Source organism: Vibrio sp. YT-15, assembly GCF_033337445.1.
GTDB classification, from domain to species: Bacteria; Pseudomonadota; Gammaproteobacteria; order Enterobacterales; family Vibrionaceae; genus Vibrio; species Vibrio alginolyticus.
This window is the reverse complement of sequence record NZ_JAWOQR010000005.1, coordinates 135,387-158,343: the sequence shown is the minus strand read 5'-3', so window position 1 is coordinate 158,343 and position 22,957 is coordinate 135,387. Positions and strand designations below refer to the sequence as shown.

The 22,957-nt window shown below is 44.7% G+C and carries 19 protein-coding genes; 9 read left to right on the top strand and 10 right to left on the bottom strand.

Annotation, left to right across the window (positions count from 1 at the left end; translation table 11 throughout):
- Positions 1-12: 12 nt before the first annotated feature.
- Genes R7D93_RS11850 through R7D93_RS11835 form a run of 4 tightly spaced genes read left to right on the top strand, consistent with a single transcriptional unit; the run spans position 13 to position 4,414 of the window.
- On the top strand, positions 13-1,458 hold the full coding sequence (locus R7D93_RS11850) for a CpaF family protein (RefSeq protein WP_005386456.1): 1,446 nt from the start codon (positions 13-15) through the stop codon (positions 1,456-1,458).
- Between the two features lie 9 nt (positions 1,459-1,467).
- Positions 1,468-2,436: a type II secretion system F family protein gene (locus tag R7D93_RS11845; RefSeq protein ID WP_005386459.1), complete on the top strand. Its 969-nt coding sequence runs from the start codon at positions 1,468-1,470 to the stop codon at positions 2,434-2,436.
- 2 nt (positions 2,437-2,438) lie between these two features.
- On the top strand, positions 2,439-3,380 hold the full coding sequence (locus tag R7D93_RS11840; RefSeq protein ID WP_005386462.1) for a type II secretion system F family protein: 942 nt from the start codon (positions 2,439-2,441) through the stop codon (positions 3,378-3,380).
- Between the two features lie 20 nt (positions 3,381-3,400).
- Entirely contained in the window at positions 3,401-4,414 is a 1,014-nt protein-coding gene (locus tag R7D93_RS11835; RefSeq protein ID WP_005386465.1) for a tetratricopeptide repeat protein, read from the top strand.
- A gap of 100 nt (positions 4,415-4,514) precedes the next feature.
- Here R7D93_RS11835 and R7D93_RS11830 read toward each other — a convergent pair whose 3' ends face one another.
- Together R7D93_RS11830 and chrA are read right to left on the bottom strand one after the other, a co-directional pair.
- Positions 4,515-5,630 carry a phosphatase PAP2 family protein gene (locus R7D93_RS11830; protein WP_225496652.1) on the bottom strand — a complete coding sequence of 372 codons (1,116 nt, stop codon included), beginning with the start codon at positions 5,628-5,630 and terminating at the stop codon, positions 4,515-4,517.
- A gap of 113 nt (positions 5,631-5,743) precedes the next feature.
- Positions 5,744-6,883: a chromate efflux transporter gene (chrA, locus tag R7D93_RS11825; RefSeq protein ID WP_132936907.1), complete on the bottom strand. Its 1,140-nt coding sequence runs from the start codon at positions 6,881-6,883 to the stop codon at positions 5,744-5,746.
- A 117-nt stretch (positions 6,884-7,000) separates the two neighbouring features.
- Between chrA and R7D93_RS11820 the strand changes: the two genes are divergently transcribed.
- Positions 7,001-7,918: a LysR family transcriptional regulator gene (locus tag R7D93_RS11820; RefSeq protein WP_005380171.1), complete on the top strand. Its 918-nt coding sequence runs from the start codon at positions 7,001-7,003 to the stop codon at positions 7,916-7,918.
- Positions 7,919-8,088: 170 nt separating this feature from the next.
- Here R7D93_RS11820 and ebgR read toward each other — a convergent pair whose 3' ends face one another.
- Complete coding sequence (gene ebgR, locus R7D93_RS11815; protein WP_225496644.1) at positions 8,089-9,075, bottom strand: transcriptional regulator EbgR; 987 nt, start codon at positions 9,073-9,075, stop codon at positions 8,089-8,091.
- A 428-nt stretch (positions 9,076-9,503) separates the two neighbouring features.
- Between ebgR and R7D93_RS11810 the strand changes: the two genes are divergently transcribed.
- The gene (locus R7D93_RS11810) at positions 9,504-10,100 is read left to right on the top strand and encodes an outer membrane beta-barrel protein (RefSeq protein WP_012841470.1); all 597 of its coding nucleotides are present in this window, start codon (positions 9,504-9,506) and stop codon (positions 10,098-10,100) included.
- Positions 10,101-10,138: 38 nt separating this feature from the next.
- Here the strand turns inward: R7D93_RS11810 and R7D93_RS11805 are convergent, their stop codons facing one another.
- A complete protein-coding gene (locus R7D93_RS11805) occupies positions 10,139-10,690 on the bottom strand; it encodes a gamma-glutamylcyclotransferase family protein (protein WP_017636002.1) in 552 nt (183 codons plus the stop codon).
- A gap of 184 nt (positions 10,691-10,874) precedes the next feature.
- Between R7D93_RS11805 and R7D93_RS11800 the strand changes: the two genes are divergently transcribed.
- Positions 10,875-12,059, top strand: coding sequence for an NnrS family protein (locus R7D93_RS11800; protein WP_213868650.1), 1,185 nt, complete (start codon positions 10,875-10,877; stop codon positions 12,057-12,059).
- Positions 12,060-12,132: 73 nt separating this feature from the next.
- Here the strand turns inward: R7D93_RS11800 and R7D93_RS11795 are convergent, their stop codons facing one another.
- From R7D93_RS11795 to R7D93_RS11775, 5 genes are all read right to left on the bottom strand, one after another.
- On the bottom strand, positions 12,133-13,086 hold the full coding sequence (locus R7D93_RS11795; RefSeq protein ID WP_005391702.1) for a CorA family divalent cation transporter: 954 nt from the start codon (positions 13,084-13,086) through the stop codon (positions 12,133-12,135).
- A 275-nt stretch (positions 13,087-13,361) separates the two neighbouring features.
- The gene (gene glpD, locus R7D93_RS11790; protein ID WP_017636005.1) at positions 13,362-14,921 is read right to left on the bottom strand and encodes a glycerol-3-phosphate dehydrogenase; all 1,560 of its coding nucleotides are present in this window, start codon (positions 14,919-14,921) and stop codon (positions 13,362-13,364) included.
- Positions 14,922-15,098: 177 nt separating this feature from the next.
- Positions 15,099-15,890: a DeoR/GlpR family transcriptional regulator gene (locus R7D93_RS11785; protein ID WP_005380192.1), complete on the bottom strand. Its 792-nt coding sequence runs from the start codon at positions 15,888-15,890 to the stop codon at positions 15,099-15,101.
- Between the two features lie 159 nt (positions 15,891-16,049).
- Positions 16,050-17,567 (bottom strand): glycerol kinase GlpK, encoded by a 1,518-nt coding sequence (gene glpK, locus R7D93_RS11780; protein ID WP_005380193.1) that lies wholly within the window; start codon positions 17,565-17,567, stop codon positions 16,050-16,052.
- Positions 17,568-17,626: 59 nt separating this feature from the next.
- Positions 17,627-18,481, bottom strand: a complete 855-nt coding sequence (locus tag R7D93_RS11775; protein WP_005380195.1) for an MIP/aquaporin family protein — start codon at positions 18,479-18,481, stop codon at positions 17,627-17,629.
- Between the two features lie 896 nt (positions 18,482-19,377).
- On the opposite strand from R7D93_RS11775, the gene glpT reads away from it, so the two are divergent.
- Both glpT and glpQ read left to right on the top strand, forming a co-directional pair.
- Entirely contained in the window at positions 19,378-20,742 is a 1,365-nt protein-coding gene (glpT, locus tag R7D93_RS11770) for a glycerol-3-phosphate transporter (protein ID WP_225496642.1), read from the top strand.
- 56 nt (positions 20,743-20,798) lie between these two features.
- Positions 20,799-21,854 (top strand): glycerophosphodiester phosphodiesterase, encoded by a 1,056-nt coding sequence (gene glpQ, locus R7D93_RS11765; protein WP_005380201.1) that lies wholly within the window; start codon positions 20,799-20,801, stop codon positions 21,852-21,854.
- Between the two features lie 70 nt (positions 21,855-21,924).
- On the opposite strand, the gene dapD is transcribed toward glpQ, so the two are convergent.
- Positions 21,925-22,956: a 2,3,4,5-tetrahydropyridine-2,6-dicarboxylate N-succinyltransferase gene (gene dapD, locus R7D93_RS11760; protein WP_225496641.1), complete on the bottom strand. Its 1,032-nt coding sequence runs from the start codon at positions 22,954-22,956 to the stop codon at positions 21,925-21,927.
- Between the last annotated feature and the right edge of the window lies 1 nt (position 22,957).

Below are 22,957 nucleotides of genomic sequence, written 5' to 3'. Positions count from 1 at the left end.
TAAGGGGGAGTTATGTTTTTCAAACGGAAAGGCGTCGGGAGTTCTTTCAATTCCGTAGATGAAACAAAAGAATCCAAAGTTGTGAATGTCGAGTTGGCAAAATCTGATGAAGACTCGTCAGATGAGCAAAAGTCTTTGTCGCCGGTAGAAGCCAAGATGAAAGCGATCGAGGAGCAGAAAAAGCAATTAGAACAAGATCTCTCGATAAAACACTACTACCACAAGAAACTACTGGATACCTTGGATCTCGGGCTTCTATCGCACTTGCAAGAAGATCGCGCGAAAGAGGAGTTGCGCGAAGCGGTTGTTCAGCTCATTGCGGAAGATCAAACACACCCATTGAGTTCAGAAGCGCGAAACCGCGTAATACATCAAATTGAAGATGAAGTGTTCGGCCTAGGGCCTCTTGAGCCACTTCTTGAAGATCAAACAATCTCAGATATCTTAGTAAATGGCCCGAAAAATATTTTCGTCGAACGTTTTGGTAAGTTGGAGAAAACACCGCACACCTTTTTAGACGAACGCCATTTGCGCAATATTATCGACCGTATTGTAAGCCAAGTGGGTCGAAGGATCGATGAGGCTTCACCCATGGTGGATGCTCGACTCAAAGATGGCTCACGTTTTAATGCGATTATACCTCCTCTTGCTATTGATGGGCCTTCAGTTTCTATTCGACGTTTTGCTGTTGAACGTTTGAATATGGATAACCTATTAGAACTTGGATCGTTGTCTCCTGAAATGGCGAAGTTTCTTAATGCGGCGGTTGTGGGGGAAATGAATATCCTGATTTCTGGAGGTACAGGTTCTGGTAAAACAACCACGCTAAATATTTTGTCGAGCTTTATTCCTAGCGACCAACGCATTGTAACCATTGAGGACTCAGCAGAGTTACAACTCCAACAGCCACATATTATCCGTTTGGAAACACGTCCTTCCAATATCGAGGGTAAGGGTGAAATTTCTCAGCGTGATTTAGTAAAAAACTCACTACGTATGCGTCCCGATCGGATAGTTGTTGGTGAGGTTCGTGGCTCAGAAGCGGTGGATATGCTATCCGCAATGAACACGGGTCACGATGGGTCTTTGGCTACTATCCACGCGAATACACCAAGAGATGCGTTGAGCCGGATTGAGAATATGTTCTCGATGGCAGGGTGGAATGTGTCGACAAAAAACTTGAGAGCGCAGATCGCGTCGGCCATCAATATTGTTGTGCAAATGGATCGTCAGGAAGACGGTAAACGTCGCATGGTTAGCGTACAAGAAATCAATGGCATGGAAGGTGACGTTATTACCATGTCGGAGATCTTCACCTTCCAAAGAAGAGGGGTCGATCAAGAAGGCAATGTGTTAGGTGATTACATGGCTACAGGGATTGTACCAAGCTGCCATGACCAATTAGTAAAACGAGGCTTAGACGTACCATTTGAAATATTCAATGAAAAAGCCCGTTAGGAGATTGCTATGGATAGTCAATTCCCCCTTTTTCTTGTACTGCTGTTTTTGTCCGTATTCTTTATTAGCCAAGCGTTAATTCTGCCTTCTGCGGGTAAAAAGGTTAAGCATAAGCAATTAATCAAGCGGATACACGAAAGCCATAAACATATTGATCAAGAGAGTATTTCTTTATTAAGGGAAAACTCGCTCAAGAATCTATCGCCATTAGAGCGATGGCTTGTGAGGTTTAGCCTGTTCGATAGCTTTAAGAAGAAGTTGGAACTGGCTGGGATACACATGGGGTTCAGTCGGTTTATTTTCCTCACATTCCTCGGAGGGACTGCGGTTGGTCTATTTCTGTTCTTGTTCGGGCAAGTTTGGTACCTCTGTGCTGGCGTTGCGTTTGCTTGCTGGGTGTCTGTTTACTTCTACATACAGAAAAGGATTGCTGATCGTTTAATGAAATTTGAAGAGCAACTGCCAGAGGCTCTCGATATCATCAAGCGAGTTTTGCAGGCAGGGCAGCCAATTACGCAGGGGTTTGGAGAAGTAGGCAGAGAGGTTAGTGCACCGCTTGGTCCTGAGTTCATGAATACCTTTAACTTACTCAACTATGGTTATGACCTCCGCTTGGCGATTATGCAAATGTCGGAGAGAACTCCTACCGTATCTATGCTTGCTTTCTCCAGTGCTGTGTTACTGCAAAAGGAAACGGGTGGTAACTTAGTCGAAAACATTGAGAAGCTCTCCCATATCCTACGTGCTCGTTTCAAACTCGCTCGAAAAATAAAAACCATTTCGGCGGAATCTCGAATGTCGGCATGGGTATTAGTATTAGCGCCTTTTGGTTTGTACGTCATCATTTCCCTTGTTCGACCTGAGTATATTGAGTTACTCCACACGCATCCAATGGGGATCAAAATGGTCATTGGTGGGATGGTAGCGTTGTTTATCGGCACGCTTTGGATTCGTAAAATCGTCAATATTGAGGTGTAGCCATGGAAAGTATTCAAGGATGGTTAAACGATTTTGCTGTCGGCCAAGAAACACTGCTTATGGGGTTGATCCTCATCACTACAGTGTTGGTTGTGATGACGTTAGGCTCGATAATTATCGGGGTTAACTCGCCAATTAAACGAAAGTTAGCCGAATTGTCTGGTGATAAGAAAGAAGTCTCTCATCACAACAAGAAAATGTCAGACACCTTGGAGTCGTTAGCGCCTTTAACTTCCCCAACCAGTGAAAAAGAGCGCCAAACGACACGCAATAAACTGATGCATGCTGGGTTTCATGAAAGCAATGCATTATCGATGTTTTATGCCATTAAATCGGTCACGACAATCTTAGGTGTGATGGTGGCGGCACTGGTGTATTTCTCGGTTCCGGAATCTAAATACCTGTACACGTATATGGCGTTATCCGTATTTATTGGGCTTTTATTTCCTGATTTTATTTTGCGTCGAATGGTGAACAAGCGTCAGCAAGCGATTCGTGCAGGTGTGCCCGACATGCTTGATTTGCTGGTGGTTTGTACCGAATCAGGGCTTGGCTTTAATGCAGCGTTGCGTCGGGTTGCTGATGAACTGGTTATCTCTCACCCAGAGCTTGCTGATGAAATCGATACGGTGTGCAACAAAATTAAAGCGGGCAAACCAATGCCAGAAGCGCTGAGGGAGCTAGTATTAAGGACAGGGTTAGAAGAATTAATGGGGCTGGTAAGTATGCTTAGCCATGCCTCTCGAATAGGGGGGAGTTTAGTCAACTCCTTGCGTGAATATACCGAAGACTACAGGGATAAGCGTCAACAAGCAGCAGAAGAAATTGCTGCAAAAATCCCAGTCAAAATGATGTTTCCAATGGTGCTATTTATTTGGCCTTGCTTTTTTATAGTGGCTATCGGACCTGCGTTAATTTCATTGGCTGAGGCATTTTCTAATTAAAAAGCAAAATAGGGATCGTTATGTGGATTAAGAAATACGTCATCATCTCGTTGTTGGTGCTTACCGCATGTTCAACAACTGAACAGTCATCAGATTTCGATTCAACGCTGTACTCAGGTAAGCCCGTTGAGTCTCTCACTAATGATGAACCACCCAAAACAGAGGAAGAGGCAATCTCACGAGGGGATATTGCATTAAGCAACAAAAATGTCGACTTAGCCTTGTATGAATATATTCGCTCGCTCTCTTTCCCGAATGCGGTCCATAAAGATAAAACCTTGTACACCGTGGGGCGCATCCATTTAGCTAGGGAGAATTCAGAACTCGCCGATAAATCATTTCGAGCATCTTTGGCTGAGAACCCCGATCATATTGGCTCCCTGACTGAGCTTGGTACTTTATACACGAAGCGTGGAGAAAAGGACGTTGGGAAAAGCTACTACATACGCGCTTTGAATGCTGACCAAATTCGCATGGATGGCGATCCTACCATCACTAAAGACAACATTACTGCAGAGAGCGTTGCAACATATCGCTATGATGATAAATCACCAGTCTCTGCTTACTCCGGTCTAGGTGTGCTTTACGACATTCGTGGCGACCACGATATTGCGCAGGCGTTAATTCGAAAAGCGTTGGATATTGACTCAAGAAACGTAAACGCTTTGGTCAGCCTTGGCTACTCCTACTACATGGAAAAAGCTTACTCAAAAGCGGCGCACTTTACTCAAGCCGCACTAAGTATCAAGCCAGGAGATGAGAGAGGAATCAATAATTTAGGTCTCATTGCTTTAGCTAAAGATCAGCCACGACAAGCTCTGAGTATTTTTAGTCGACACATGACAGAGCCGGAAGCACTCAATAATGTTGGTTACTTCTTGATCCTTCAAGGCAAACCAGGCGAGGCGATTCCTTATCTACAACAGGCTATTGATAAGAACCCTGCCTACTATGAACTGGCAAATAAAAACCTAGAACGAGCATTGGCAATGGTGAGAGAGCGAGGGGATACCTCTACCGCGCTTCTCCAATAAATTTGAAGACCCTTTTAAAAGAAAGCCACTCTGCAAGATAGAGTGGCTTTTTCATTTACCGGGAGTAGTCCGTTGCAAAGGTGTTTGTTCAATTAGCCGTTCATTCTCTTCTTTCAGGGTAAGAAGCATAGCGCCGTAAAGTCCAACCAACTATCTTCCATAACATCACCGTCAAGAGTGTTGCGAGGTAGCCATCAATCGCATAATGCCAAGCTAAATGTACCGAACCGATTTGAATGATGACTGCGAAAGCGTAGGCAAAGTAGCCGATGGTTTTGTTGAGTCTATAAATTGATAGCGCCATCAAAACCGCAATGGAAACGTGCAAACTAGGCATTGCCGAAATGCCAGAGCCAATACCATTGGCATTCGCGATGTACTCATCCCAAAGATATTGCTGTGTAGGCAATGCCCACAATTGCCCAGCGTCCACATTGGTAAGATATTGGCTTTGGGCTTCGAGCGTTTTCATCAGAGGAACAAACTGTTCATCTCCAGTGATAAGCTCCACATAGCAAGGGCCTGCTGAAGAAAGCAGCGTGGCGAAGAAGACACCAAGAATCATCCAAGACAATGCGAACGTGAGTAAAAACTGTTGCCTTACCAACGGGTATTTTTTGTAGATAAGGAAAAAGATGAGTATACCCCACATACAAAAAAACCATGCGTTGTAGGCTACATTTAGCCCTAATGAGGCCCAAGCATTGGAGAATAATGCATGGGTCAACTCCCACGGAGCAACGCCGAAGTGTAGCAACGAATCAATATTCGCAAAGGTCAGATCCCACTTGAACGGATTGATGATTGGAATCAGCGATTTCAAAAACGTGTGGTTAGAGAAAATCAGGTTGAGTGCCATCATCGAAACAAACACTGATACAGGTCGGTACAGCGGAAAAATAAGATGCTTCAGTTTTTGTATGAATCTTTTTGCCGGCTGCTTTTCTTTGCGCAGTATGAGATAGAAATAATAGTAGATACACCAGCTTAAACCTGTGACATACAAAGCTTGTATGAGTGTTTCAAGGTAAGTGGTAAAAGAGTAATCGATAGGGAAATCGAGATACAAAGAACAAAGATAAATGACAGCAGTCGAGATAAAGCAATAGGTGTAGAAAATCCTATCGTTCAATAACTCATTCTTTACTGATGTGAGTAAAGCCGATGCTTTTTGCTGCCAGCTAAGGTTGAGCTCGTAATTGTTGTCTTGTTCCATTGATGATCCGTCATCTCTATCCTTCCAATATCATTAAGCTTAGTTGAGAAAACGGGCACTCGTATTTGAGTACCCGTGGTTTATCTGGATTCAATAGTTGGCGTATCAGCAGGCTACATCATGCCCGTGACAAGGCCTGCCGCCACAAAAAACACGATCATCCACAGAACCGAAAGGTTGAGCTTTTTGTGTAGATAGAAACCCGCAATCACTAACGCCATGTCGATGGGAGCAACAACTGCGCTGCTAAATACTGGCTGGTAAAGTGCCGCGAGTAGTAACCCTACTACCGAGGCATTTACACCGTTGATGGCGCCGGAGACCAGCGGTTTTCCTGCCAGTGCTTGCCAGTTCTTAAGAACGCCAAGTAGTAAAAGAAACCCTGGGAGGAATACGCCAAGCGTTGCGATCAGCGCACCTAAAATTGGCGTATCCGAAAGCTCATAACCGATAAAAGTCGCAAAGGTGAACATTGGCCCTGGTACAGCTTGTGCAGCGGCGTAGCCTGTTAAAAATGCATCTTGGCTGAGCTGGTCGCCAACAATGTTTTGCAGAAGCGGCAGAACCACATGACCGCCACCAAACACTAAGCTACCAGCTTGGAAAAAATCACTAAACAGCCCAAGCAAAGGTAACGTATGAGCCACTAACGGTAAGCCGAGTAAAAGCATCGCAAATAGAGCCAATGCCGCGATAGACGGTTTAAACGACTCGGCTGATGGCGCGGAGTCTTTCTTCAGATATCGCATTCCGACAAAACCTGCTGCGATCAACACGAACATTTGCGTCATGATGCTTGGTGCCACCAGCAACGCAATCGCAGTCGCGATGCACAAACCCGCGGTCAGTTTGCTTTGGCAGAAGTTTTTGTACATGCCCCAAGTCGCATCCGCCACGACGACGACTGCGAGCAGTTTTAGGCCGTGAACGATGTTTTGGAACACTGCGGTGTCGGTGATTTGGCTGCTCACCATCGCCAGCGCCAACATGATGACCACTGAAGGAAGCGTGAATCCGACAAATGCTGCGCATGCGCCACCTAAACCGCCACGTTTATAACCCAATGCAAAGCCAACTTGGCTTGAGCCCGGTCCCGGCAAAAACTGACTGAGCGCGACAATTTGCGCGTACTCGCTGTCATCAAGCCATTTCAGTTTCTCAACAAATGTTTGGCGAAAATAACCAATATGAGCCGCAGGGCCGCCGAAGCTGAACCAACCCAGCCAGAAAAAAGTTTTGAATATGGTGAACATGTCGAGCCTGTTTATCTAAAAAGCATTGTTGCTAATTTATCGAATGCTCTAAAATGACTCAAATTGATGATTTTAATTTCATCTATGAATGAAATGAAATGGGATGAGGATGTTGGAGTGAAAGAGGACATTCAGTGGCGCAATATTGACTTGAACTTATTGGTGACGTTTTCCTACTTGTATCGCTATCGAAGCGTTAGCGTCGCGGCAGAGAAAAGTTACGTTAGTCAGTCGGCGATGAGTCATAGTTTGTCTCGTTTAAGGTTGTTGTTTGACGACCCGCTTTTTGAGCGAAAAGGGCACAAGATGGAGCCCACCGAGCACGCTCACCACATCGCGCCAACTGTGCATCACTTGTTGGATTCTATCGCCAAAGACTTGCTCACTAAGTCTGCCTTCCAACCTGAAAATTACGCGGGTGTATGTCGCATCGGGTTAACGGATTATGCCGAGTTTATCTTTGCTCCTAGGCTTTATGACGAAATACGCCAGCGCGCCCCAGAGGCGCAGATCAGTTTTATTAACGTCAATCGTAGCAACTACGTGGCATTAACTGAGCATGAAAAGCTCGATGTCATTATTGGCAGCATGCCGGTGTTGGATGACAACTTTGAGAGCTTGTACTTGTACACCGAAAAGCACGTGTGCATGTGTGATAAACAGGTATTGCAAGGGGAAACACAGCTGTCTCTGGAAGCGTTCGCGAACATAGAGCAAGCTCTGGTAAGTCCCGATGGGAGCTTAAAGACACAAGTAGACCAAAAGCTTGCAGAACATGGCTTGAGCCGCAAAGTCACCGTGGCGTCGCGCAACTTTCTCACTATTCGGCATCTATTGAAAAAACGCGATCTCATTGCCATCGTGCCAGAAAAAATGGCATTGGCGGAGGGCTTTTCGGACGATCTCGTTACCGTTAAGCCGCCGATCGCCGTTGCGGATTTTGATATTGCTATGCTGTGGCATTCCAGCCGAAACAATGAAGACAAAGGCATTTGGCTACGCGAGTTGGTTTCTTCGACCATCACCTCTAAATGATAAACATTTGGGGCACTCATGGTGCTTAGAGTGATTTGTTGTTGAACTTCTTACTACCCGCTGAGTTATCGGCGTTACACCGAAACAGTACTGATTGTGCAAAATGAATGTCTTTGGTTAGGGGGGGATGTTCCAGGTTTAATTCATAAAAGAGATTAATGGAAAAGGTATCATTGAGTTGTACCACGTAGTTTAAGCTCTGTTTGAACGTATACATGAAGAGGGAGTAAGCGTCCATCTCGGTATTTTTCCACCAGTAAGTTTACTCCCTGAGCTCCCATCAACTCAGAGTGAATACGAATTGTAGACAACGGCGGAAAGGTAAAGCGAGCAGTAGGAATATCATTCATACTAATCAACGTAATGTCCTCTGGTATCTTTAAGCCAAATTCATGGATTGCACGTACTATGCCAATCGCGATGGAGTCTGAATCAATGAATACTGCTTTCGGGAAGTCACCTTTGGCTAGCATCTCTTTCGCTAAGTTATAACCGGACAAACTAGAGCAGGCACAATAGTGTATATCTTGTTCTGCGACCACGCCTTTTAGATAGCCATAGTCCAAAAACACATTTTCACGAGTGTCAGCTGCGTCGGGCTTGTTTTGACCGCCAATATAACCGATGCGGCGGTAGCCTCGTTGTACAAAGAAATCAACTACTTGCCTACTGATTCGAATAAGGTCGACATCAACGCAATCATAAGGGCAGGTTGGATCTGAAAAGTTTATGTAGCAGATGCTATCGGCTAGACGTTTAGGTAATTTATCTACTACCTTTTGGTCGACATTTCCGACTAAAAGGACACCTGTTATCTTTTTCGTTTCAACATCAATTTCACTGTTATAGCAATTGGTTAGCGTAATACCTAATTTGTCGCATTGCGTTTCAATCCCATGACGAATTGATAAGTAGTAAGGGTCATTTACCTCTGTTTCTTGTTTGTAGTTATATAAGGCTAAAAAGTGATGTTTTTGCTTAACTTCTTTGATGCCTTTCTTCGAGCTACTGGTGCGGTACTCCAGTTTTTCTGCAATTTCCAAAATGCGGTATTTGGTTTCTTCTTTAACGCTCAACGTTGGGTCGTTGTTCAAAACCCGCGATACGGTTGCAAGTGAGACGCCCGCTTCAATGGCGATATCTTTTAGCTTTGCCATGTAAATTTCCCGTCGGCACTGCTCACTGCCCAAGTGTGAGCTCAATAATCTGACTATTTTAAACAGCTACTTAGAGATGCACAAACCTTTAGTAAGACAGTCCTAAACACTTTAAATCAGCATATCAAGCCAACTTGTTTTCATGAAATACACTCTATTGAGTAATAAATAAAGCCGTAAACGTAAGGATTATATTGCTGTAAAAATACTGAAAAACGCGACTGGTTTGGAAACTTGCTACTTGTGGTAACTCTAGTACTTAATAGGACTCGAGCTGTTTAGAGTTTAATCAAGCAAACGTTTTATTGTTCATGTTTATGTTTTGTGTCTCATTTTATAAACAAATCAATAGGAAAGTATTCAACTCTATTTATAATCTCCGCGCTTTTAAAAACTGTTTAACAGTATGAAAAACATAGGAAATTATAATGAAAAAAGTATTGCCATTATTGGCTTTAGGTGCAGTGGTTGCTTCAGCGTCAGTTCAAGCAAAAGGTAACTGGTATGTTGGCGCAGATATTCTTAACTCTGATCTTGAAGTTGAAGGTCACTCTTACAGCTCTTCAGCTACAGGTTTGGGTATTGCGGTAGGTAAAGAGCTGCAATATTCAGAAAACTTCAAATTGGCTTTAGAAGGTGAGTACATTTACTACGGTAGCTTCGAAGAAAAAGCATCGGGCGCGGGTAATTGGTTAGAAGCTACTGTTGAAGGTTATTCATTCAACCTTAATGCTAAACCTAAGTACCAATTCTCTGGCACTGGTTTTTATGTTGGTGCTGTTGTTGGTCTAGGTGTAACTGGGGTTGATTTAGAGGCAAAATCAAACCTTTCTGGTTTCACTGGTAAGACTGATGGTAGCGATGCTGGCTTTAACTATGGTGCTGAAGTGGGTTATGAATTTGCTTCAGGTCTGGTTGTTTCTGGTGGCTACCGTGCTTCTACAGTAACCATCGATGTTGAAGGTGGTGGCGATCTTGAATTTGATTTTGACAGCCTGTACGTTGGCGTTGATTACAAGTTTTAAGCTCGCATAAGCAAAACATAGATACTAAAAAGGAGCCGTTAGGCTCCTTTTTTTATTAGATTATCAATCAACTCATAATGGTGCTCTTGTACGCCTGCAAGGTTGCCATATTTGGGTTGATGGCGGTCATTTTCTTTCGCGTGTTGCCAGCCAATGGTGTGACGCACAAAATGCTCTGCAAACGCGTGGGAAACTTCCAAGCAACCTGCCAGCACGGTATCAACATAACTTTGCATGATTGGGCTCTTTGCGCATGGTGGTAGTGGCTCGTCTTTTACGTAAACCCAAATGTCATGTTCTTGGTTAAAACTCGCATCTGTTTCGATTTGATCTGGCTGAAGTTGAATACGATGATAACCTCGCTCACGGCGGTCGAATTCTGCGAGCGCTTCTTTATTCACTTCGAGTAAAACGCCATTAACCTGTCCATCGCCTTGGTTCACCACTAATGGAGAGAGGCTGTAGCTGTCGTCAATCTTCCCCCAGTAGCGCACCAGTCCATGAGCAATGACGGGAATGGCTTCTCCCGTTTGTCCGGTTAACTTACGTGACGCAGAATTAATCAAACTGCCATAGCCAAATATGTACATCTTCGTTGCATCCCTTAACTGATGGTTGTGTCTCTCACCGTTTATACCTAACCCGCCTCTGAAGCACAACTTTACCTCTTAAGTATAATCTTAATTATAAACATGTATTTTTTATGCATGTTTGTGGTAGCATCAATATTGTAGTTGAGTCAACCAGCATCAAGAGACGCTTGAGGGCAAGATAATGCTGAATATCACCGATAAAAAAGTGGAAGAAAAAATCCCCGCATGGCTGCGATTAGGCTTTCGGCCGTTTTTTCTGTTTGGGTCGATTTACGCCATTGTTGCGATCGCGTTGTGGGTGTGGATGTTCCAGAGCGGACAGCCAAACGCATTAGCTGTACCGGCATTATGGTGGCACGTACATGAAATGTTGTTCGGTTTTTCGATGGCAATCGTAGTTGGCTTTGTACTGACCGCGGTACAAAACTGGACTGGCATTAATGGTACCAAGCATTACATGCTTCTGGCTTTATTTGGCTTGTGGTTAGTGCCCCGCATATTGCTTTGGACACAAGCACCGTTATGGTTAACCAGCAGTATCGAAGCGGTATTTTTACTGTTTGTCGCCTATGAGGTGGGCATTCGTGTGTATCGAGCCAAAGGTTGGCGTAATTTGTTTTTCGTTCCACTGTTTCTTTTGGCCATCTTTGCGAACTTTGCAAGCTACGCAACGATAAAAGGTATGCCGCCCTTTAGCTCTTCAGCGGTGTGGCAAGCAATGCTGTGGTGGTTTACCTTGCTGTTGTCAGTGATGGGCGGACGTGTGATTCCATTTTTTACTGCGCGTCGATTTAATTTCGAAAAAGCGCAACCATTGGCTTGGTTAGAGTGGTTCGCGAACTTGCCATTGGTAATGCTATTTGTGCTGAGCTTTTTCCCTGTGACGTTTGCAGAACTAGGTAGTCCTTTGATGCTATTTGCAGGTGTTGCTCAGTTGGTGCGTTTTGTTCGCTGGAAACCTTGGTTAACCCTGAGCGAGCCTTTAGTGTGGTCGCTGCATGCTGCGTATTTGTGTTTACCACTAAGCTTAATTTTGCGAGGCGTCTGGGGAGATGCATTTGCCAGCCATAACCTCATTCACCTGTTTGCGATAGGTGCGTTAGGCGGTTTGATTTTAGCGATGATTGCACGGGTGACGATGGGACATACTGGTCGCATGATCTACAAAGGGCCAAACATGAGCCTTGCGTTTACAGCGATTACCGCGGCAGCTTTGGTTCGCAGTTTCGCCGTGATCTTTGACCCAGCGAACATGATACTGTGGATTGATATCAGCGGCGGATTATGGATTGTTGCGTTTGGGCTGTTTGTGTGGCGCTTTGGTGTGATGCTTGTGACCCCTCGTGTGGATGGTCACCCCGGATAAGATTCTAATGTGAGTAGAGAAAAGAGGAGCCGCGTGCTCCTCTTTTGGTTTTTGTTCTTTATAGGTTTAGTGTTTATTCGTCTTCGTCGTCCGCTTTATTCGTGAGCCCCAAGCGTTTAAATAGCCACCACTCTAGACCAAAAATGACAATTAAGGCGATGCAGAACCAGGTGAATGCCATGGTGGATTCCACGCCTGGCATTCCACCAACATTGATACCGAGTAAACCTGTTAAGAAGCTGGTTGGTAGAAAAATCGTTGCTACCAAAGTAAACAGGTAACTGTTTTTATTGGTTTTCTCATCACGATGATGTTTGATCTCTTCTTGGAAAAGCGCCACTTCTCCAAGATAAAACTCAAGTGTTTCATTTATGCGCGTAATATTATTGTGTGCGAAGCGATATTGATGAGGTCTCAAAGCAATCAATTCTGATTCTGACTCCACAAGATCACGGATAGCGTACTGCTGAGGGCGAATAAAACGCTTGATAGAAATCAGTGCTTTTTGAGTCGCCATATGTTTGTACGTCGACTCATCATTCACATCGAACTGGTTTAGTGTTTCTTCAATCGTATCAAGGTAAATGTCTATTTTACTGTTTAATCCTTCAATGATCTGATGAAGTAAACTAGCAAGACTTTTTGGGCCTTTGTGTTCCGCTAATGCTTGGCGAATCTCCATGATCGCGCGTGATGGAATTTTACGAGTTGAAATGAGTGCGCCTTGAAAGTAGAGAATTCGAATACTAAGCATATCTTCTGGTGATGCATTGCCGTTCATATTGACGCCTCGTAAAATCAACATGAAGTTCTCGTCATCTAAAGGATGGAAAGATGGTCGGCTTTCGTCGGCTAATAGATGATCAACCGTAGCTCGAGGTACTTGGTTCTGCTCCAGCCAACCACGAATATCGGGATGCAGCCGTTCGCAATGGTACCAATGCTTAGCTTGAATTTGCTCTGCCGTGGTGGATTGTTGAGTTGCTTCTGGGGTTGAGAAGTCCCAATGTTCAATCATAAAACCCATTTTCTTTTCCTTGTTTGAGCCGATACCAAAATAACCTCAAGATACTTCTTTCGCGAGAATTGCATTGCCATACAGAGGCAATACTCTGAGTACGGTACTCTGAAGTCATTGATGCATTATTTTTCAAATGAGTATGATTGTATTTAACGCCAAATGTCTATGAATAGTTGTTCTTATTTGCAATCGAGTGGAGCGCACCAAGGTGTTGTGCTTAAACAACAAAACAAAAAGCCTGCAACTAAGCAGGCTTTATTGTGGGGGAGGGAGGGGAGCTGTTAGCCAACTTGAGAAAGATTAACCACTTTCTGTTGTAGCTTTTTCTTTAAATAGTCCGTTAAGGCCTGTTTTTCTTCCTCGTTCATGTAAAGACCAAGCTTAGTACGGCGCCATAAAATGTCTTCATCGGTCATTGCCATTTCATGGTTCATTAAGTAATCGATCTCACGTTGGTAAACACCACCTGCTTGTGCCGAGAACGTTTGTCCTAAGTCAGCTTCACTTGTTGTGCCTTCCATTAAGTTCCAGGTTTGGGTACCAAACTGTGTGACATAACGAAGAATCAATGCTTCTGGCGCCCAAGTGTATTTAGCGTGAATTTGTTTAGCTAATTGTTCACGACTACAGCTGAAGTTACCACCAGGAAGGGTTTGGTTGGCCGTCCAGTCTTTACCCATTTCAGGTAGGAACGGAGCAAGTTTCTTCATTGCTGCTTCACCTAACTTACGGTAGGTCGTTAACTTACCACCAAAAACAGAAAGCAGAGGTGCATGGTCGTATTCCGCATCGAGCTCTAGCGTGTAGTCTCGTGTGATTGCTTGCGGAGAGTCAGATTCATCGTCACATAAAGGACGAACACCGCTGTATGTCCAAACTACATCTTCGCGAGTCAACTGGTGGACAAAGTGTTGGTTTACGATATCAATGAGGTAATCGACTTCGTCATCTGAGATCGATACTTCGCGTGGGTCACCTTTGTATTCCACATCTGTTGTACCAATGATTGAGAACTTATCTAAGTAAGGAATCATAAATACGATGCGATTGTCTTTGTTTTGAAGGATGTAGGCTTGCGGTTCGTTGTGGATACGAGGAACAACGATGTGCGAGCCTTTGATTAAGCGAATGTTACGAGGAGAGGCTTGCTCTAATCCATCATCAAAGAACTGTTTTACCCAAGGCCCCGCAGCATTGACTAACGCTTTCGCTTTACGTTCGAAACGTTGGTCTGTCATCACATCGTGAATAGTAACGTGCCAGATACCACCTTCACGGTGTGCTTTTTCCACGCGGCAGTAGTTACGTACTTCAGCATGGTTTTCGCGAGCCGCAAGAACGTTCAGTAATACTAAACGTGCATCATCAACCCAACAGTCAGAGTATTCGAAACCCGTTTTCATCTCTGGTTTTAGCAAGCCAGATTTCGCAAGGTTGACGGTTTTACTGCCTTGCAGCGTCGTACGTTTACCCAAGTTATCGTAAAGGAAAAGGCCACAACGAATCATCCAAGCTGGGCGTAGGAATGGGCGATGCGGTAAACGGAAACGCATTGGTAATGCGACGTGTGGTGCTTTACGAAGAATAACCTCACGCTCTGCGAGCGCTTCCGAAACTAAACGAAACTCGTAGTGTTCAAGGTAGCGTAAACCGCCGTGTATCAGTTTAGAACTTGCTGAAGAAGTCGCAGATGCGAAGTCATTTGCTTCATATAAGCCAACACTCAAACCTCGGCCAGCTGCGTCTGCTGCAATACCAGCTCCGTTAATGCCGCCACCGATTACGATCAAGTCTAAGGTAGTGGATGAGCTAGTAGTGGAAGCATTATTTTGTATACTCATAAATTTGACCTCTTGGTGAGCGAACGAGCATTTTAGAACATAATGTAATCCTAGCTCAGGTTTCGTTTGTGATCATCTATTATTTTCGTTTGTGAGCGTTTTGTGTGATTTAGACACAAAAAAAACCTCTGTCTAATTAAGACAGAGGTCATTTGAGGGGAAATTATACGATTGACGTTACTCGTTTTCGGAGTTTGATTCGTTAGCTTCAACCACTTCAAGTGGGATAGAAGCTTCCTTCAAAATTGACAAGATTTCTTCTGGTGGCTGCTTATTGGTAAAGATCATGTTGAGCTGTGCAATATTGCCTAGTTTCACCATAGCATTGCGCCCGAACTTGGTGTGGTCTACGGCCAGAAATACACTACGGCTATTGTCAATGATCGCTTGTTTGACCCGGACTTCGTGGTAATCAAAGTCTAATAGCGAGCCATCGAAGTCGATACCGCTAATGCCGAGAATACCAAAGTCGAGACGGAACTGTTTAACGAAATCGAGGGTAGCCTCGCCAACAATACCGCCGTCTCTGCTGCGGACTTCTCCACCCGCCAAAATGACTTTGATTTCAGGGTTAGGGAAAAGAATGGTCGCAACATTGATGTTGTTGGTGACAACACGCAACTGTTTATGGTTTTTATTGAGCGCTCGCGCAACTGCTTCTGGTGTAGTGCCAATATCGATGAATAGTGTGGCACCATCTGGAATGTGTTTGACTACCTCGTCTGCAATGACATCTTTTTCATTGAAGTTGAGCGCTTTACGCGTGTTGTAAGATGTGTTTTCAGAACTGAGAGGAATAGTGGCTCCACCGTGATAACGACGAATTTTGTTGTCATCGGCGAGTTCATTGAGATCGCGTCGGATGGTTTGTGGGCTGACATTGAATCTTTCTACCAACTCATCCGTGCTGACATAGCCTTGTTTTTTCACCAGCTCAACAATCTGCTGGTGTCGAGGTATTTGCTTCACTTACCACTCCCTTGTGCATTGGTAACGGCCAATGCTTCAAATTCGAAGCTCTATTGTGCTCGAATTTGCTCGTTGTGAGAAGTAAGCGAGTTCAGGAATCGGGGATAAAGCGCAAAAAGAGCGCACAAATGGCGCTCTTTTTTTCTTATGGAGATGAGATTAATCTTCTTCGTCGTGAAGTTCAGACCAGGTTTGTGCACATTTCACTGCACGTTTCCAGCCCTTGTAACGACGATTGCGTTTTTCTTCATCATCGTGTGGCTCAAAGGTGCGATCAAGTACCGCTTTATTCTGCAACTCATCAATGCTATCCCAGTAACCAACGGCAAGGCCGGCAAGGTAGGCTGCACCAAGAGCGGTAACCTCAGTTACTTGAGGGCGGTGTACTTCTGTGTTCAATACATCGGATTGGAATTGCATGAGGAAGTTGTTCGCTACTGCACCACCATCGACGCGAAGGTTCGCAAGCTTAATGCCTGAGTCAGCTTGCATCGCATCCAGTACGTCACGAGTTTGATAAGCGATGCCTTCTAATGTTGCACGGATGATATGGTTTGAATTCACACCGCGAGTAAGGCCGACAATCGTGCCACGTGCGTAGGCATCCCAGTATGGAGCGCCTAAACCAGTAAATGCAGGCACGACATAAACGCCGTTTGATGTATCCACTTTTGTCGCGAAGTATTCAGAGTCTTCTGCACCGTTTAGGATTTTCAATTCATCGCGTAGCCATTGGATAGAAGCTCCACCCATGAATACGGCGCCTTCAAGTGCATAAGCTGGTTCGCCTGCAGGACCACAAGCCAAAGTAGTTAGAAGGCCATGTGTCGAAGTGACTTTTTCTTGGCCAGTATTCATTAGCAAGAAACAACCCGTACCGTAAGTGTTTTTCGCTTGACCCGCTTCAACACACATTTGGCCGTAAAGCGCCGCTTGTTGGTCACCTGCGATTCCAGAAATAGGAATACGAGTACCGCCTTTACCACCGATGTTGGTTTTACCGTAAATTTCCGATGAGCGCTTCACTTCTGGCATCATAGATGCTGGGATGCCAAGCTCATCTAACATTTTTTGATCCCAACATAGATCGTTGATGTTAAACAGCATGGTACGCGATGCGTTAGTGTAGTCGGTTACGTGAACGCGACCTTGAGTCATCTTCCAAACTAACCAAGTATCGACAGTACCAAACAACAGCTTACCTGCTTCTGCGTCTTCTCGTGCGCCTTCAACATTGTCCAGAATCCATTTAACTTTGGTACCGGAGAAGTAAGGGTCAAGCACCAAACCAGTGTTGTCACGTACATAGTTTTCGAGACCGCGTGCTTTTAAATCTTCACAGATATCAGCAGTACGGCGACATTGCCATACAATCGCATTGTAAACGGGTTTACCTGTTTCTTTGTTCCAGACGATAGTCGTTTCACGCTGGTTAGTAATACCGATAGCCGCTAATTGGTCGCTACGGATGCCAGACTTAGCTAGAGCTTCTACTAAGGTAGAGCTTTGTGTTGCCCAGATCTCCATTGGATCATGTTCAACCCAACCAGCTTCTGGATAAATCTGAGTAAATTCGCGTTGCGCGACGCTTACGATGTTCGCATCATGATCAAGAATCACTGCGCGAGAGCTTGTTGTACCTTGGTCTAGGGCAACAATGTATTTTTGCTCAGTCATGGTAAGAATCCTTTTGTTTCGTTATTTATATTTTAGTAAATGTTCGAGTTACGTCAGTTTTAAGCTCTAGCTTCTTCTGTTTCTTCTTCCGTCTCACATTGGTTTGGAATCGTGCAACCGTGACCTTGTTGTGGAAGGTAAGCGGCAATCGCTTTTGGATACAACCAACCACCAAAACACGCACCTGCAATCGGAGCAAGTAAAGGCACGATAAAGTAAGGAATGTCTTTAGCACCTGTCAGAGCGTAATCCCAACCAGCGAAGTAAGCGAACAGCTTCGGTCCAAAGTCACGAGCAGGGTTCATCGCAAAGCCTGTTAGTGGGCCAAGTGAACCACCGATGACGGCAATCAAAATACCGATCAATAGAGGGTTCATTGCGCCACGTGCCGCGCCGTTATTTTCATCGCCCAGAGCCAGAATCGCAAACATCAGCACAGCAGTGATAACGAATTCCACAGCAAAAGCACCAAAGAAAGAGAGGGAGGCATGCGGATAGGTTGAGAAGATACCAGCAGTTGCTAGTGCATCTTGGCTGCTGCGAACGAAGTTATGAGCGATTTCGTAGTCGGTGAAAAGGTTGCTGTATAAGCTGTATACCAATGCAGCAGAACAGAATGCCCCAAGCATTTGAGCGATAATGTATGGCACCACTTTCGCCTTATCAAAACCATGGAACATAGCAAGTGCGATGGTAACGGCAGGGTTGATGTGTGCACCAGAGACGCCAGCCGTACAGTAAATAGCGATGGCGACACCGAAGCCCCATACAATACTGATTTCCCATTGTCCAAATGATGCGCCTGTTAGAACTAAGGCTGCAACACAGCCTACGCCGAAGAAAATAAGTAGTCCTGTACCGATAAACTCGGCCAAACATTCTCCGAGTAGAGAGGGGTGTTTGTTCGTTGTCATGTTAAAAGTCCTTTGATCATTTTTGCCTGTCTAGCACGATACTATTGTGCATATATAAACGTTTGCGAAAACAAACGAGCGTTAAAAATGAGCGTTTGAGCGTAAATTTGTTAATCAAAGTCTTCGTTTTTGTTAAATGGCGCATCTTTTAACCGGAAAAGAACACAACGAAAATAATTTATTTGTCACGAGGCCAGTGTTGAGAGCGCTCAAATTACCGATGTGAAAAAGAATGCACAACTGGTAAGAGGAGTTTTGTGAAGCTGCTACGTGCTTGGAGACTTATTGCACAGAACTTGTGTAGCAATTAACCCTAAAGGAGTAGGAGAATGTCAAATGTATCAAGGGCTAGCAGTGATATAAAAAAATACGCTGTCATGTTTGGACTTTTAGAAAAAATCGTCATCCCATTGGTACCATTAGGATGAGTTGAGAAGAGAATAAACGCTGTTAATGTCTTGTGTTTGTGAATCATTGCTTCGGCTTGTATTCAAATAAAATTTGTTTTTTTATTTCGTTTGATGCTAAACGTGATCGTTTTTCAGCTTTTTAGTTATTAGTTGGTTCGGAGCGAGTAGGGCAGGCGTAAATCGCCCTTTTTACGGTTAGTTTATGTTCTAATTCGAGCCTTTGTTTCAAAGGTTTCGAATTGGAATGCTCAAGTGAGAGGTTTGAACATCAGTTTAATATTAACGAATCTTGAGTAAAGTTGAACGATGATCTAATTAATGCTCATATAATTTACTGTATTTACTTATATTTAATTCATGTGCAACATTTGTCACAGAAATAAAATCCTAACTCCATACAATTCATGAACTTTCGAACGAAGATTTATTTTGTTTCGTTCGCTCCTTTTGTGTTTTTACCATCGCATACAAAATAATGAGGTTCCTATGTTTGGAATATTCAAACCTAAGGCGCACATTGATCGTCTGTCCCCTGGCAGCATCGATAGCACCTACTCTCGCCTCCGTTGGCAACTCTTTATCGGTATCTTTGTTGGCTACGCCGGTTACTATCTAGTTCGTAAAAACTTCAGTTTGGCGATGCCTTATCTTATCGAGCAAGGCTTTAGCCGCGGAGACTTAGGTGTCGCCTTGGCAGCTGTTTCCATTGCATATGGTCTCTCTAAGTTTCTAATGGGCAGCGTTTCAGACCGCTCCAACCCTCGCTATTTCCTTAGTGGCGGCCTATTGATGTCTGCATTAGTGATGTTTTGCTTTGGCTTTATGCCATGGGCGACTGGTAGCGTCACTGCGATGTTCATTTTGCTTTTCTTAAACGGTTGGTTCCAAGGGATGGGGTGGCCTGCTTGTGGCCGAACCATGGTGCACTGGTGGTCACGTAAAGAGCGTGGTGAGATCGTTTCGGTTTGGAACGTGGCGCACAACGTGGGTGGTGGCTTGATTGGTCCACTATTTATTCTTGGCCTGTGGGCATTTAACGATGATTGGCGCACTGCATTTTATGTTCCTGCATTTTTCGCCACGTTGGTTGCTGTGTTTGTTTGGATGACGGTTCGCGATACCCCTCAGTCTTGTGGTCTGCCTCCTATTGAAGAATACAAAGACGATTACCCAGATGACTATGACAAGTCCCATGAACAAGAAATGACAGCGAAGGAAATCTTCTTCAAATACGTCTTCAACAACAAACTTCTTTGGTCGATTGCAATTGCAAACGCATTTGTTTACCTAATTCGTTACGGCGTACTGGACTGGGCACCTGTTTACCTAAAAGAAGCGAAGGATTTCTCGGTAGATAAATCGTCATGGGCTTATTTCTTATACGAATGGGCTGGCATTCCAGGAACACTATTGTGTGGTTGGATCTCTGACAAATTGTTCAAAGGTCGTCGTGCACCTGCTGGTATCTTATTTATGGTGCTAGTGACAGTTGCAGTGATGGTTTATTGGTTTAACCCTGCAGGCAACCCAACAGTAGATATGATGGCGCTTATTGCAATTGGCTTCCTAATCTATGGTCCGGTTATGCTGATCGGTTTGTACGCACTTGAACTCGCTCCGAAGAAAGCCGCAGGTACTGCCGCTGGTCTTACTGGTTTGTTTGGATACCTGGGTGGGGCAGTTGCCGCAAACGCGATTTTGGGCTACACCGTAGACCACTTTGGCTGGGATGGTGGCTTTATCATCTTAGTGGGTTCTTGTATTACTTCTATCGTGTGTTTGATGTACGCCTTCTTAGGTGAACGTGCGCACCACGAGCAAAAAGAGCGCGAGAAGGAAGTGCTAGCGTAATATTTATTTAAAGAGGCAGTGGAATACTGCCTCTTCGCTTTATCAAGGAAATAACAATGAAAACAAAGTCAGTATGTCTTACTTTTTTAGCACTTAGCCTCTCTGCTGGTGCGATTGCGAAGCCGCTTGTCATTGCGCACCGTGGCGCATCGGGCTACTTGCCTGAGCACACGCTAGAAGCCAAAGCACTTGCTTACGCAATGAAACCTGACTACATAGAGCAAGATGTGGTAATGACGAAAGACGACCAGTTGGTCGTGTTGCATGACCATTATCTCGATCGCGTAACGGATGTTGCGGAGCGTTTTCCTGATCGTGCACGTAAAGATGGTCGTTATTACGCGATTGATTTCACTCTGGCGGAAATCAAATCCTTGCGAGTTACCGAAGGGTTCAACATCGATGAGAAAGGCAACAAAGTAGCGGGCTATCCAACCCGATTCCCTATGTGGAAATCTGATTTCACCGTGCCGACGTTTGCTGAAGAGATTGAGCTGATCCAAGGCTTAAACAAAACGCTGGGTTATGACATCGGTATTTACCCAGAAATTAAAGCGCCTTGGTTCCATCGTCATGAAGGTAAGGACATTTCTAAAGCAGTACTTAAAGTCTTGAAGCAGTACGGTTACGGCTCTCAAGACGACAAAGTCTACCTTCAATGTTTTGATGCGAATGAACTTCAACGCATCAACAGTGAACTCATGCCTGCAATGGATATGGACTTAAAGCTCGTTCAGCTTATGGCTTACACGGACTGGAACGAAACTATGGTGTACAAAGGCGACAAGGCAACACCATACAGTTATGACTGGATGTTCGAAGCCGACGGAATGAAGAAAGTAGCGAGTTACGCGGAAGGAATTGGACCTTGGAAGCCGATGCTGGTGGATGATAAGTCAACCAAAGACAATATCATCATAAAGCCGTTGATGAAGGCTGCAAAAGACGCTGGCTTGCAAGTGCATCCATACACGTTCCGCGCCGATCCAGGACGCATTCCAGCGTACACTGACAGCTTTGAAGGCATGATGGATGTGTACTACAACCAAGTAAAAGTGGATGGTTTGTTTACTGATTTCCCAGATAAAGCGGTCAGCTTTTTAAATCAGTAATCACGCATTTTTCTTTAAGCTAAAAAATCCCCCAACAGTTTCCTGCTGGGGGATTTTTCTTAACTATTTATTAGTTGTTTTTATGCAGTTCGCTGTTCAGTTCAACCGCGCTCTTGTTTGCAAGACACTCGATTTGACCTGTTACAGAGTTACGACGGAATAGTAGGTCAGAAACACCAGCAAGATCGCGTGCTTTTACTACTTCTACTTCTTGGCCTGCAGAATCTAGCATGCGCACTTTAGAGCCAGCGGTTACGTATAGACCTGATTCGATAGTACAACGGTCACCCATTGGGAAACCAAGACCTGCGTTTGCGCCTAGTAGAGAGTTTTCACCGATAGAAACTACAACTTTACCGCCGCCAGATAGCGTACCCATGATAGATGCGCCACCGCCGATGTCAGAACCGTTACCAACCACTACGCCAGCAGAGATACGACCTTCAACCATGCTCACGCCTGTTGTACCCGCGTTGAAGTTGATGAAGCCTTCGTGCATTACTGTTGTGCCTTCGCCAACGTGTGCGCCAAGACGTACGCGAGAAGTATCAGCGATACGAACGCCAGTTGGTACTACGTAGTCCACCATTTTAGGGAACTTGTCTACGCAATCTACGCTTAGTGCACGACCCGCTAGGCGAGCTTCAATTTGACGCTCTGCTAGTTCAGGTAGATCGATTGGACCTTCGTTAGTCCATGCGATGTTGTGCAGTAGACCGAAGATACCGTCTAGTACTGTGCCGTGTGGCTTAACTAGACGGTTAGAGATAAGTTGAAGTTTTAGGAAGCCTTCAGCAACACTTTGTGGCTGCTCGTCAGTGGTAAGGATAACCAGTACAAGTGGTTGTGCTGATTCTGCTGCTTTTGCTGCGAAAGATGCGTTTGCTGCATCGCCGTTTGCTTCAAATGCTGCTGCTAGTTCTGCGCTTTGTGCTGCAGAGATCTCGATAGCTTGGTTGCCTTGCTCGTAACCTGCTACTGCTGCTAGTGCGTTAACAAGCGCTTCGCTTGGGTTAAGAACTGGGTTTGGGAAAAACGCTTCGATGATTTTGCCGTCGCGGTTTTTAGTTGCCGTACCAAAGGCTAGAGAGAAGAAAGCCATA